Annotated in this window: 10 protein-coding genes; 5 read left to right on the forward strand and 5 right to left on the reverse strand. The window is 45.2% G+C overall.

The window, feature by feature from the left end:
• Positions 1-115: 115 nt before the first annotated feature.
• From K08M4_RS12905 to K08M4_RS12915, 3 genes are read right to left on the reverse strand one after another with little or no spacing between them, the layout of a single operon-like run.
• The gene (locus K08M4_RS12905) at positions 116-3,223 is read right to left on the reverse strand and encodes an efflux RND transporter permease subunit (RefSeq protein WP_086050119.1); all 3,108 of its coding nucleotides are present in this window, start codon (positions 3,221-3,223) and stop codon (positions 116-118) included.
• The gene (locus K08M4_RS12910) at positions 3,220-4,557 is read right to left on the reverse strand and encodes an efflux RND transporter periplasmic adaptor subunit (RefSeq protein WP_086050120.1); all 1,338 of its coding nucleotides are present in this window, start codon (positions 4,555-4,557) and stop codon (positions 3,220-3,222) included. Before K08M4_RS12910 ends, K08M4_RS12905 begins: the two co-directional genes overlap by 4 nt.
• Positions 4,557-5,216 carry a TetR/AcrR family transcriptional regulator gene (locus K08M4_RS12915; RefSeq protein WP_009847815.1) on the reverse strand — a complete coding sequence of 220 codons (660 nt, stop codon included), beginning with the start codon at positions 5,214-5,216 and terminating at the stop codon, positions 4,557-4,559. Before K08M4_RS12915 ends, K08M4_RS12910 begins: the two co-directional genes overlap by 1 nt.
• 566 nt (positions 5,217-5,782) lie before the next feature.
• Here K08M4_RS12915 and leuA point away from each other — a divergent pair.
• The 5 genes from leuA (at position 5,783) to K08M4_RS12940 (ending at position 11,660) form a co-directional block, all read left to right on the forward strand.
• On the forward strand, positions 5,783-7,330 hold the full coding sequence (gene leuA / locus K08M4_RS12920) for a 2-isopropylmalate synthase (RefSeq protein ID WP_054547850.1): 1,548 nt from the start codon (positions 5,783-5,785) through the stop codon (positions 7,328-7,330).
• A 97-nt stretch (positions 7,331-7,427) separates the two neighbouring features.
• Positions 7,428-8,519 (forward strand): 3-isopropylmalate dehydrogenase, encoded by a 1,092-nt coding sequence (gene leuB / locus K08M4_RS12925; RefSeq protein ID WP_017061390.1) that lies wholly within the window; start codon positions 7,428-7,430, stop codon positions 8,517-8,519.
• Between the two features lie 117 nt (positions 8,520-8,636).
• Positions 8,637-10,049, forward strand: coding sequence for a 3-isopropylmalate dehydratase large subunit (gene leuC, locus K08M4_RS12930; RefSeq protein ID WP_086050121.1), 1,413 nt, complete (start codon positions 8,637-8,639; stop codon positions 10,047-10,049).
• Between the two features lie 14 nt (positions 10,050-10,063).
• A complete protein-coding gene (gene leuD / locus K08M4_RS12935) occupies positions 10,064-10,666 on the forward strand; it encodes a 3-isopropylmalate dehydratase small subunit (RefSeq protein WP_086050122.1) in 603 nt (200 codons plus the stop codon).
• 211 nt (positions 10,667-10,877) lie between these two features.
• Positions 10,878-11,660, forward strand: coding sequence for a DUF547 domain-containing protein (locus K08M4_RS12940; protein ID WP_086050123.1), 783 nt, complete (start codon positions 10,878-10,880; stop codon positions 11,658-11,660).
• 95 nt (positions 11,661-11,755) lie between these two features.
• On the opposite strand, the gene K08M4_RS12945 is transcribed toward K08M4_RS12940, so the two are convergent.
• Together K08M4_RS12945 and djlA are read right to left on the reverse strand one after the other, a co-directional pair.
• Entirely contained in the window at positions 11,756-12,301 is a 546-nt protein-coding gene (locus tag K08M4_RS12945; protein ID WP_086050124.1) for a DUF924 family protein, read from the reverse strand.
• A 57-nt stretch (positions 12,302-12,358) separates the two neighbouring features.
• Complete coding sequence (djlA, locus tag K08M4_RS12950; RefSeq protein ID WP_086050125.1) at positions 12,359-13,213, reverse strand: co-chaperone DjlA; 855 nt, start codon at positions 13,211-13,213, stop codon at positions 12,359-12,361.
• Between the last annotated feature and the right edge of the window lie 26 nt (positions 13,214-13,239).

Genomic DNA, 13,239 nt, shown 5'->3' on the forward strand with positions numbered 1-13,239 from the left:
GCAAACGCTACTTCTATCGAGTTAATGGCTATAGCGTTCGCTAATGATAATAGAGTTCGCTAATGATAATAGAGCTCGCTAATGATAATGGCGCTAAAGGTTATAGCACTAAAAATTATAGCGCTAATGGCTCATGCTTTTTCACCAACCCGAAGTCCGCCAATATCGCGTAAGCGGCAGGGATCATAAACAACACCAGTAAGGTTGAAGCAAATATGCCAAACACAATGGAGATCACCAATGGTTGGATAACCTGAGCCTGCAAGCTGGTTTCCGTCAGCAGCGGTAGCAAACCAGCAGCGGTCGTCATTGATGTCAAAAATACCGCACGGAAACGCTCGCGACTGGCCTTCACCACCGAGTCATGCACGCTATCTCCCTCATCGACATGGTGACGAATGTACTGCACCAACAAGATGGAATCGTTGACTACAATACCGGCAAGCGACACAAAGCCCATCATGCTTGGCATACTCAAAGAGTGCCCAAGTATCCAGTGCCCAACGACCACCCCAATAAAGGCGAGTGGAATGGCTAACATCACGACCACAGGCTCTAAGTAGCTTCTGAACTGATAGCTAAGAATCGCAAACACGCCGAATAAACCGAGCAAGAAGCCTTTGCCCATCGAGGCTCCAGTCTTAGCCGCATCTTTAGCTTCCCCTTCGAAATCAAAGCGCAAGCCTGGGTATTTTTGAATAAGCTTGGCTGCTTCATCTTTTTGGAACTGAGCCAAAATCGCCGACGAGCTCGCCTTCTTATTATCAATATCACCAAAGATGCTGATGGTTCTCAGCCCATCAATACGCTGAATTCGCACGTAGTTACGTTGGAAATCTAATGTCGCCAACGTTGCTAACGGGATCTGACTGCCGTCGGCGGTAATGATCGGGAAGTTAGCCAGCTGCTGTATGTCGCCCGCTTGTTCCTTATCAAGACGCACCTCAATCGAGATGTTCTCAACACCGATTTGAATCTCATCCGCCGTTTGCCCGAAGAAGGCTGCACGCAATTGGGAAGCAATCATCTGCCCATTCACATTGTAGGTTTCCGCACCTGGGCGCAGCTTGACTAAGATCTCTTCTTTACCCATGCGCATGTCATCAAGCACACCATGCACCCCGTCAAACTGATTGAGGTATTCCTGAATCTCCAGAGAAACAGACTTCAATTCAGCCAGATCATCATGCTTGGCACGGATCTCGATAGCACGACCACCCGGCCCCATGGTTGGCTGCTTGAACACTAATGAAATAGGATCCGCCAGCTCACCGATATCTTCGCGCCATGCATTGATGAAATCATCGATAACCGTGTTACGGTTCTCAGCACCGCGTAAGTCTAAACGCACAGTGGCTAAATGTGGGCCTGACTCACTGGCATCAGCATTAGCATTGAATTGGCTGGTGATGTGTTCAACCAATTTATTACCGTCCTCAACCTCTTCACTCCACTGCTCATTCAAACGTTCAGCAGATGCGACTATTTTATCGACGACTTTCTCGGTTTGAGACAGTGATGCACCCGGTGGAAGAATGATGCGAGCCTCGGCAATATCACCATCCAACTCAGGGAAAGGTTGGAATTTGACAACGCCACCTGCAATCAAGGCTACCGAAAGCAGCAGCAGGGTAAGCACTCCGCCCATAAAGGCATAGCGGAACGTCACGACCTTCTCGACCATGTTCATCAAAGTGGTATTGCGAAAGTTCTCAAACTTCTCAAGCAGAACGACTTTAAAGCGCAGCGCTGGCTTATCATTTTTTTCTTTGTGTAATGAATGAGATAAGTGATTTGGTAGAATAAGAAACGCTTCGATTAAGCTCAGCGACAACACCAAGATAAGCACCTGAGGCACCGCTTTAAGCACCGCGCCCATTTCCCCATCAAGGAACAGTAAGCTACCGAAAATACACACAGTGGTTAGGAAAGAAGACAAGACTCCGGGGAGCACTTTCTTCACACCGCTGTACACCGCATCGTCAACGTTTTGCCCCCGATCCAGATGGGAAGCTATAGATTCGGCTATCACTATGGCGTCATCCATCATGATACCAATCGCCATTAATAAACCAACCAGTGACATAATGTTGATCGACAAGCCCAAGTTAGCCATTAAGAACAAGCCACCAAGGAAGGCTACCGGCAAACCTGCTGCAACCCAGAATGAATATCGTAAACTGAAGAACAGCCACATGGTTGCGAACACCAACACAATACCTTGCCAGCCATTGCGCACCATCATGGTTAGACGATCCCAAAGTACCGACGAGAGATCGTTGGTCATTTGCAGTGTCACGCCGTCAGGGGCAATCGCGCTTTGATCTTCAACGAATCGAGTCACGTTCTCTTTAATTCGTAACGCATCATCTTCTTTGTTCTTACTGATTTTCAACAGAGCAGATGGCTTACCATCAAATAGAACCTTCTGTTCATCAAGCTCAAAGCGGTCGGTTATTTTGGCTATGTCTCTCAAACGAATCACCGAGCCATTAGGCGCAGATCCAACCACAATACTTTCCAGCTCAACCGGTGTAATTCGTCTCTCATCAAAACGAATCAGAAAATTTTTGTCTGGCGTCTCAACGTTACCGCTTGGCAGTTTTACATTCTGACGGCCAATTTGGTCGGCGATATCACCGACACTCAAACCCAACTGGCGAATGGCTTGGGTATCCAGTTCGACACGATATTGGTGATCGGAAAAACCACTAACTTCGACTAAAGAAACGTCGTAATCGAGCTTCATGGTTCGTTTGAGATCTTCGGCGTAAGCTTTGAGTTCAGGCCATGAGGTTTCGGCTGTAATCGCGATATCAACTACCGGTTCATTCCAATCCAACTCTTGAACAACCGGAGATTCAATCTCACTAGGGAAATCATTGATCGAGTTGATCTGAGTTTGAACGTCCACCAGCATTCGGCCAATGTCCGCTTTCTCATTTAACTTGAGAATTAAACGAGCGCTGCCTTCGATGGCTTCACACTGAGTCTCTTCAATGTTGGCTAAGCCGTCTACTGCATCTTCCATTCGCACACATAAGCTCTCTTCCACTTCTTGTGGTGATGCGCCGGGATAAACGATCGCCGCCATAATGTAAGGTGGATCATAGGCAGGAAAGGTTTCACGTTTGATGGTTGATAGTGAGCTTATACCCAAAATCAACAACCCAAGCATCAACAAGTTTGCTGCTGTAGGGTGCCGAGAGAAAAACTTGATCATGACGCACTCTCCTGAGTATCAGATTCAAGCTTAACCTCTGTAGAGTTCGACTCTTTCAGTAACATGCCTTCGATGGCTGGCAGGACGTCATTAAGAACCAATTTATCTCCCGTTTGTAGCTCGCCACTCACAACCACTTGGTTATCTCTGCGATAAAGCACTTCAACACTCACCACTTGCAAGCGCTGATTGTCATCCATCAGGTAAACCTTGTCACCGTGCAATGCTCGCTCTGGAACCACCCAACTTAGATTCGCGACACCTTCAATCTCAGCTTTTACAAACATGCCGTTGACCAAAGGGGTCGCATTGCTTGGCTGCAGTTGTGAATAGTCTTGAGCGATCTCAAGAATAATTCCGGCTGTCGCTTGGTTTTCATCAACCGTCTCACTGATTCTTGCCACCTTCGCAGGCCAACTCAGTTTAAGGTTGCCGCTGTTAAGTTGAATCGTCGCTTTAATTGGCGCTTCATAAGGATTAGGGATCCCTGCAGCATCGCGAGGGAATTGATTAAAGCTCGAGGCTAAAGTTTGCATATCGTGAATAGAAAGTTGCGCCTCCACTTCCATGACATTAATTCCGTGAGCAACAAACATCTCTTGCTGAAGATTAACCACTTGATTTTGTTCGATATCAACTTGAGCAATTCTCATCGCTCTTGGCAAAATGATGGTGGTCTTATCGAGAGAGCGCTGCGCCTCTTTCACTTTAGACACGTTGACCTTAATCACTGCTTCCGCGACACGTTTTTCATCAGGCATTAAAGCGATTTGGTTCGCGATATCCAACACTAGCTTCTGTTGAGATAGTGCACTTTGCTGTTGCAGGTCGACATCCGATTGAGAAGTCAGCCCTTTCTTACGCAGATCTTGTTTACGTTGTAGCTCTTTGTTGCTGATCACTAAGCGGTTCTTTTCGATCTTTAGAGTCTGATTCAGGTTGTCTTCTTCTTGATTCAATTTCGCTAGTGAGGTTTGGCTTGATTTAAGATCGGCCTCTGCTTGTATCAGCTTCAGTTCGTAATCCAAGGGATCGATCTTAAGTGCCTCAGTACCCGCTGGAATGATCTGCCCTTTTTCTAGGTCTGGATGTCGATAAACAATCTGCCCTGTCACCTCGGCAATGGCTTTCCATTCAACTTTAGGGACTACTTTGCCAAAGCCCACTGCCAACGGCGCGATCATTTGTTGTTCTAAACTGACGGTTTCGACTAGACGAGCCCTATCTCCCGCGGGCTTAGTCGGCAGATCCGGCTTTAAGCTAATCGCAGTCACAAGGCCGATGACACCAACCGCAAGTGCTGGAAAGAAGAGTAGTTTTTTATTTATTTTCATTATCTTTTGTCCTGCACTGCAGAAGGGCTCGGTGCGTTGATAAAGCCTTCGGTCATCAATTGAATGTTGTGTTCGATTAAACGGTTAAGAAATTCTTCATTAATCTCAATACCATGGATTGCTAATAGAGGGGGCGGAGCAATGAATGGAAACACCATCAAGCTTATATACGAAACTCGACACAATTTTGGATCCATGTTCTGTTTTAAGATGCCTTGTTCAACCAGCTTTTCAAAAATGACATCTTGGGCTGGCTTGGCGACATCGAGAAAAACCTTTTCGAGCAACTCTCTTTGCACTTCAGAGGGAGGCATATTCATCACTTGAGCAATCAAGCGAGGAAACTTGGGCACCTTGACCATCTCTTTATAGTAAGTCCGCATTAAATCAAGAAAGTTCTCATGGCTGCTTTCTTCAACCAATCTCTGCATTTGCAATTGCATCGGTCGTAGCGTTTCACGCAGCATCGCCTCAAATAATCCAGCCTTACTGCCAAAGTAATAACGGATCATCGCAATGTTCACACCCGCACGATCAGCAATCAGGCGTGTCGAGACCTTGTCGTATGACTGAACGACAAACAGATCACGAGCATGCTCAATCAATAATTGTCGAACATCTAAGTTCTGTTGAGGTCGCCCCGCTTTTCGTGCCGTCATGCATCAACCTATCTCTATAATTAATCATTCGATTAATTATAGAGATAAACAGACGTAACAGTAGAAGATTAATTACTCACTATTTAATCAAGTGATTAATTAATTGGGTCACACTTATAATTTTTTTGGTGAATCGTTCCATCAAAAAGATTTACTACAAAGTTTTAACCTATACATCAGCCAAACGATAAACTAACCCGCCAATACAAAACCACCAATCAGTCGATTTAGCCAGAAAATAGATAAAAAGCAGCACAAACCAAACCAAAACACTACCAATGTACGCTGATATTGGATTTTCTTGTTTGACGCTCAGAATAAATTACGGTAAATATGGTGTTAACAGTTTATTTCGGATATTTGTGTAATGATTTTTTCTTCTTCTCTACTGCTGAAACTTCTCCTTATCGTGAACCAATCGCGCGGGTAAGTTGTGGGTCAAGAACTACACAAATATTAAAACCCGCACTGAGCGGGTTTTTTTGTAACTGGCACTTTTAAAAGAACATCATTCTTAATAATAATTTGGATAGCAATCGATTCATTATCGATATAAGGAAGCACCCATGAACGATCAAGTAATAATTTTTGATACTACCTTACGTGACGGCGAGCAAGCATTGGCTGCAAGCCTTACGGTAAAAGAGAAGTTACAGATCGCTTATGCTCTTGAGAGACTGGGTGTCGATGTTATCGAAGCTGGCTTCCCTATTTCTTCGCCAGGTGATTTTGAATCCGTACAAACCATCGCTAAACACATCAAAGGCAGCCGTATTTGTGCGCTTTCTCGTGCCGTTGCAAAAGATATCGACGCCGCTGCAGAAGCACTAAAAGTAGCTGACCAGTTCCGTATTCATACCTTCATCTCAACATCGACGGTTCACGTACAAGACAAATTACGCCGCAGCTACGACGATGTTGTCGAGATGGCAGTAAAAGCCGTCAAACATGCGCGTAACTACACAGACGATGTTGAGTTCTCTTGTGAAGATGCTGGTCGCACCCCTATCGACAACCTATGTCGTATGGTTGAAGCCGCGATTAACGCAGGCGCTAAAACCATCAATATCCCAGACACCGTGGGCTACACAGTACCGAATGAGTTTGGTGGCATAATCCAAACGCTGTTCGATCGCGTACCCAACATCGATCAAGCTATCATCTCTGTTCACTGTCACGATGACTTAGGTATGTCGGTTGCAAACTCAATTGCTGCAGTGCAAGCGGGCGCTCGTCAAATTGAAGGCACAATCAATGGTATTGGCGAACGTGCGGGTAACTGTTCTTTAGAAGAAATCGCAATGATCATCAAAACTCGCCAAGAGCTTTTGGGTGTTCATACTGGCTTGGATCATAAAGAAATTCACCGTACCAGTAAGCTAGTGAGCCAGCTTTGCCACATGCCGATTCAAGACAATAAAGCTATTGTCGGTGCTAACGCATTCAGCCACTCTTCTGGTATTCACCAAGATGGCATGCTTAAGAACAAGAACACTTACGAGATCATGACGCCTGAGTCTATTGGTTTGAAAAACAAAGCCTTGAACCTAACAAGCCGTAGTGGCCGAGCAGCGGTTAAGAGCCACATGGACGCGATGGGTTATAAAGACAATGAGTACAACCTAGATTCATTGTACGAAGACTTCTTGAAGCTTGCAGACCGTAAAGGACAAGTGTTCGATTACGACCTAGAAGCATTGATGCACTTCGCGAATCTACGTGATGAAGATGACTTCTATAAACTTAACTACCTAAGCGTACAATCTGGTAGTGTTATGTCTACCACCAGCATCAAACTGCAATGTGGTGATGAAGAGAAATGCGAAGCGGCTGTCGGCAATGGTCCGGTTGATGCTTTGTACCAATGTATCTACCGCTTAACAGGCTACGAAATCGCGTTGGATAAGTTCGACCTAACTGCAAAAGGTGAAGGCGAAGATGGCTTAGGTCAAGCGGACATCATTGCTAACTATAAAGGCCGTAAGTACCACGGTACGGGCGTTTCAACCGATATCGTTGAAGCTTCTGGTCAAGCGTTGCTACACGTTATCAATAGCATTCAACGCGCAGACACTATTGCTGAAATGAAGCAGCAAAAATTCGCGACAGTTTAAGACCCCAATAACAGAGCCCTAGAGCCGATGTTGTTGGCTTTAGGGACAAAATTTACAACGAGCCAAACCGCTCAGTAACAAGAATTAAAGGATTAACATGACTGATAAATCATACAAGATTGCCGTACTACCTGGTGATGGCATTGGCCCAGAAGTAATGCAGCAAGCACATAAAGTGCTAGACGCGATTGAAAAGAAGCACGCGATTAGCTTTTCTCGCGAAGAGTATGATGTTGGTGGTATCGCAATTGATAATCACGGCTGTCCACTTCCAGAAGCGACAGTAACGGGCTGTGAAGAATCTGACGCAGTACTATTTGGCTCGGTTGGCGGACCTAAGTGGGAACACCTTCCACCAAACGATCAACCAGAGCGTGGTGCCCTACTTCCCCTCCGTAAACACTTCCAACTGTTCTGTAACCTACGTCCTGCACAAATCCACAAAGGTTTAGAGTCTTTCTCTCCTTTGCGTGCTGACATCTCAGGTAACGGCTTCGACATCGTTGTAGTTCGTGAACTAACAGGCGGCATCTACTTCGGCCAACCTAAAGGTCGTGAAGGCGAAGGCGCAACTGAGAAAGCTTTTGATACAGAGGTTTACCACCGTTACGAGATCGAACGTATCGCAAAGATTGCGTTTGAATCTGCACGTCTACGTAACAAAAACGTTTACTCAATCGACAAAGCAAACGTTCTGCAGAGCTCTATCTTATGGCGTGAAGTGGTTGAAGAAATCGCAAAAGATTACCCAGATGTCACGCTAAACCATATGTACATCGACAACGCGACCATGCAGTTAATCAAAGATCCATCTCAGTTTGATGTGATGCTATGTTCAAACATCTTTGGTGACATCATCTCTGATGAGTGCGCAATGATCACAGGCTCTATGGGTATGCTTCCTTCTGCAAGCTTAAACGAAAGCAACTTCGGCCTATACGAACCCGCAGGTGGCAGCGCACCAGATATCGCCGGTAAGAACATTGCGAACCCAGTCGCGCAAATTCTTTCTGCAGCACTAATGCTTCGTTACAGCCTAGGCGAAGAAGCGGCAGCACAAGACATCGAAGCAGCGGTATCTAAAGCACTTTCTGCAGGCGAGCTAACGGCAGACCTTGCAGGCAAGAACCAAGCACTGACTACCTCTGAAATGGGTGACAAGATCGCTGAGTACATCTTAGCTTCATAAGCTAAATGCTCCGATTAGAAGCAAGTACATAAGAATAATATCAAGCCAAGTCAGCGTAAACCGCATGACTTGGCTCGAAACAAACACTGGGACTGATGCTCCCAAGGAAGAAAAGCTATGTCGACAAACCAGCAAGCAAAAACCTTATACGAAAAAGTTTATGACGCTCACGTTGCGGTTGCAGCGAAGGGCGAAACGCCAATTCTTTATATCGATCGTCACTTAGTCCACGAAGTAACGTCGCCACAAGCCTTTGATGGCCTGCGTGAAAAAGGCCGTAAAGTTCGCCAAGTAGGCAAAACTTTTGCGACCATGGATCACAACGTATCGACGCAAACTAAAGACATCAACGCTTCTGGCGAGATGGCTCGTATCCAAATGGAAACGCTATCGAAGAACTGTGAAGAGTTTGGTGTCACGCTTTACGACCTAAACCACAAATACCAAGGTATTGTGCACGTAATGGGCCCTGAGCTAGGTATTACGCTACCGGGCATGACCATCGTATGTGGTGACTCACACACGGCTACACACGGTGCATTTGGTTCTCTTGCATTCGGTATCGGTACTTCTGAAGTTGAGCACGTTCTAGCAACGCAAACGCTAAAACAAGCTCGTGCTAAAACCATGAAGATCGAAGTAAAAGGCAAGGTTGCTCCGGGCATCACGGCAAAAGACATCGTACTAGCGATCATCGGTAAAACAACGGCTGCAGGCGGTACAGGCTACGTGGTTGAATTCTGTGGTGAGGCAATTACCGACCTTACGATGGAAGGTCGTATGACGGTATGTAACATGGCAATCGAGCTTGGCGCTAAAGCAGGCTTAATCGCCCCTGATGCAACGACATACGAGTACATCAAAGGTCGCAAGTTCTCTCCACAAGGTGAAGACTTAGAAGCAGCAATCGAATATTGGGACACATTGAAAACTGATGTTGACGCTGAATTCGATGCAGTTGTGACATTAGAAGCAGCAGACATCAAGCCACAAGTTACTTGGGGCACTAACCCAGGCCAGGTTATCTCGGTAGACACGCCAATCCCTGCACCAGAAAGCTTTGCAGATCCTGTTGAAAAAGCTTCAGCAGAAAAAGCTCTGGCATACATGGGCCTTGAAGCAGGTAAATCGTTATCTGAATACAACGTCGATAAGGTCTTCGTGGGTTCTTGTACTAACTCTCGTATCGAAGATATGCGCGCAGCCGCTGCGGTAGCGAAAGGCCGCCAAGTAGCGAAACATGTTCAAGCATTGATCGTTCCGGGCTCAGAGCAAGTTAAAGCACAAGCAGAAGCTGAAGGTTTAGATGTAATCTTTAAAGAAGCCGGCTTCGAATGGCGCTTGCCAGGTTGTTCTATGTGTCTTGCAATGAACAACGACCGCCTTGGTCCACAAGAACGCTGTGCTTCTACATCAAACCGTAACTTTGAAGGTCGCCAAGGCCGTGATGGTCGTACGCACCTAGTTAGCCCAGCAATGGCAGCCGCAGCAGCAATCGCTGGTCACTTTGTCGATATTCGTGAACTTTAATTAGAGGATTTAACATGTCAGGTTTTCAACAACACACCGGATTAGTCGTTCCTCTAGATACGGCCAACATCGATACGGATGCGATCATTCCAAAGCAGTTTCTACAGAAAGTAAACCGCATCGGTTTTGGTAAGCACTTATTCCACGATTGGCGCTTCCTAGATGATGCAGGCCAACAACCAAACCCAGAGTTTGTAATGAACGCTCCTCGCTACAAAGGTGCTTCAATTCTCCTAGCTCGTGAAAACTTCGGTTGTGGTTCATCTCGTGAACATGCACCTTGGGCGCTTGCTGATTATGGTATTCAAGTGATGATCGCGCCAAGCTTTGCCGACATTTTCTACGGTAACTCGATCAACAACCAAATGGTGCCGGTTCGATTGACTGAGCAAGAAGTGGATGAGCTATTCCAATTCGTTGAAGCGAATGAAGGTGCAGAAATTGCGGTTGATCTAGAAGCAATGAAAGTCCGTGCAAACGGTAAAGAGTACTCGTTTGAAATTGATGAGTTCCGTCGTCACTGTTTACTGAATGGCCTAGATAACATCGGCCTAACGCTTCAACACGCAGATAAGATCTCAGAGTTTGAAGCTAAGATTCCTAGCTTCCTGAAGTAAAGAAATCTTGAAATAGAATCACACAGTTTTGTGTACACATAAAAGGTTGGCTTAGCGCCAACCTTTTTTTATTTGGTTCAGTCTTTTATTTAGCTCAACGTCTTTATTAAACTCAGCCCTTTATTTAGATCAGTTCCGCTATTTAACTGAACAGCTATGAAAGAAAATCGTAAAGCATAAGGTCTTAGTAGTCAGTCATCAGGAGAATGCCATGAAACAACTACTTTTTATTGTCAGCCTACTTTTCTCAACCTTAGCTTGGTCTGCGCCTAAATCTGATCTTTGGCCATACTGGAACCAAAGTAATGAAACCAACCAAGAACAGGTATCTCATCAAGACTGGCAGCAATTTATCGATAGCTACTTAGTTAAACAGGGGCAAAACACCCTAGTTCGCTATCAAGCTGTGAGCACTGCAGATAAGACAAAGCTCAAGCAATACATCAAGAGGCTAGAGCAGTTGAATCCACTCGACTACTCAAAAGCGGAACAATATGCCTACTGGGTTAATCTATATAACGCCTTGACTGTCGACTTGATTCTCGATGCTTACCCAATAAAATCCATCACCAAGCTCGGTGGGCTATTCAGTTTCGGGCCATGGGGAGATAATGTCGTCGTCGTTAACGGGAAGTCACTAACACTCAATGATATTGAACATCGAATCCTAAGACCTATTTGGCAAGAACCGCGCACGCATTATGCAGTGAACTGTGCGAGTTTAGGTTGTCCTAATTTGCAGCCTGAAGCTTTTACCTCTGACAACACTGGAGCCTTGTTAGAACAAGCTGCTAGTGATTTTGTAAATAGTGATAAGGGCGTGTTAATTGAAAACAATAAACTACAGCTATCATCGATTTACGATTGGTTTGCTGTGGATTTTGGTACAGAGAAACAGCTCTTTGAGCACTTAAACCAATATCGAACTGAAGCAGTAACCAAGACTCAAAACATCAGTTATGACTATGACTGGTCGCTTAACCAAGCAAACTAGCTCGAGCGCTAAAGTTCATCACTAAAACAAAAAAGAGGCTAAAGGTTTTTATGAACCTCTAGCCTCTTTTTATCTATTGAACCGTATTTCTACTATTAAAATCTTGAACCCGGCTGCTGCAAGAATTCAATTTCTTCGGGAGTGGAAGCTCGCCCTAACACCTCATTACGGTGTGGGTAACGACCAAAACGCTCAATGATCACCTTGTGCTTAAACTCAAAATCCAGATTATGTTCTAATCCCGTTTGAGAAAAGAGATCCACGGCTTGTTCATGAACCAACAAAGACTCACTGTGCATATAAGGCATATACAGGAAGCTTTTTTGTTGCTCGTTAAGTTGGTGATCAAAACCACCCGCTACCGCCTCTTGCGCTAAAACCAACGCTATAGGATCAGCCAAAAATGCTACTGGACTGTTTCTACCAATATTTCGAGAAAACTGATCAAGCACGATAATTTCAGCTAAGCGCCCTTCTGCATTTTGTCGCCATTCAAATAGCTCACCTTGGATAGCGGCTTTGTGCAGTTCAGTAAATCGAGACTCAATCACAACGTCAATCTCGGCGCCGCCAGTAAACCAATCTTTAGGCGTCAACTCATCGAACCAAAATTCTAGAACATCCTGATACGTTACCGTCATATAATTCCCTTTAATAAAAAACCGAGTAACTTTGTTATTACTCGGTTTAGTGTTCGATTACTTAAAACCTTTGACCTTCTTTATCAGGTCATAAGCATTTTGAATTTCTTGCGATTTCTCTTTCGCAACATTCATCATCTCCGGCGGTAAGCCCTTCGCCATCAGTTTATCTGGGTGATGCTCATTCATCAGCTTGCGGTAGGCTTTCTTCACCTCTTTACCGTCAGCACTTTCACTCACACCAAGAACCTTATATGCGTCGCCTAGCTGGTTCTGTTGTGAAGCCTGTTGCCAACCTGATGATTGCCCATGGCCTTGATGGCCACCAAAGCTTCCACCTTGCTGTTGAAAACGAAATGCTGCTTCTTGCATCTGCAAGCGGCGCTCTAGTTGCTCTGCAGAAAATCCAAGACCTTGTGCTATCTTATGCAGAACCTGACGCTCACTTGGATGTAAGCTTCCGTCGGCAAATGCTGCGGATACTTGTAGCTCTAGAAAGAACTGCAAAAGATCAAAACGCCCCCCCGATGAGATCTTCACACGCTCAAGTACATCACTTAATGGAAAGTCACTCTCTTTGCCGTCACGGAAAGCATCTTGAGCCGCTTTACGTTGTTCGCCATGCAGGTTCATACGCCCCATCATTGTAGAAGCGAGTTGAATCTCTTCTGGTGTAACCTGTCCCTTAGCTTTAGCAACGTGTCCCATAACCGCAAAAGCAGATTTAAAAAACTCGTTTTGTCTTTCAGCTTGGCTTGGACCTCGGCCAAAACCAGAACTATTGAAGCCCGATTGGTTCAATCGGCGAGCTTTATCGAACTGGTGCCCTAAAAATAGGCCAAAAACTAAACCGAGCGGCCCCCCAAATAAAAAACCAAAAAAAGCGCCCAAAATTTTGCCAAATATTTGCATTATGTGTTCTCTATCTATGAATTTTG

This window comes from Vibrio syngnathi (genome assembly GCF_002119525.1).
Lineage (GTDB): Bacteria > Pseudomonadota > Gammaproteobacteria > Enterobacterales > Vibrionaceae > Vibrio > Vibrio syngnathi.

Excerpts from the sequence above, each read along its gene's own strand:
- K08M4_RS12905 (WP_086050119.1), bottom strand. The coding sequence starts at position 3,223 with ATGATCAAGTTTTTCTCTCGGCACCCTACAGCAGCAAACTTGTTGATG.
- K08M4_RS12910 (WP_086050120.1), bottom strand. The coding sequence starts at position 4,557 with ATGAAAATAAATAAAAAACTACTCTTCTTTCCAGCACTTGCGGTTGGT.
- K08M4_RS12915 (WP_009847815.1), bottom strand. The coding sequence starts at position 5,216 with ATGACGGCACGAAAAGCGGGGCGACCTCAACAGAACTTAGATGTTCGA.
- leuA (WP_054547850.1), top strand. The coding sequence starts at position 5,783 with ATGAACGATCAAGTAATAATTTTTGATACTACCTTACGTGACGGCGAG.
- leuB (WP_017061390.1), top strand. The coding sequence starts at position 7,428 with ATGACTGATAAATCATACAAGATTGCCGTACTACCTGGTGATGGCATT.
- leuC (WP_086050121.1), top strand. The coding sequence starts at position 8,637 with ATGTCGACAAACCAGCAAGCAAAAACCTTATACGAAAAAGTTTATGAC.
- leuD (WP_086050122.1), top strand. The coding sequence starts at position 10,064 with ATGTCAGGTTTTCAACAACACACCGGATTAGTCGTTCCTCTAGATACG.
- K08M4_RS12940 (WP_086050123.1), top strand. The coding sequence starts at position 10,878 with ATGAAACAACTACTTTTTATTGTCAGCCTACTTTTCTCAACCTTAGCT.
- K08M4_RS12945 (WP_086050124.1), bottom strand. The coding sequence starts at position 12,301 with ATGACGGTAACGTATCAGGATGTTCTAGAATTTTGGTTCGATGAGTTG.
- djlA (WP_086050125.1), bottom strand. The coding sequence starts at position 13,213 with ATGCAAATATTTGGCAAAATTTTGGGCGCTTTTTTTGGTTTTTTATTT.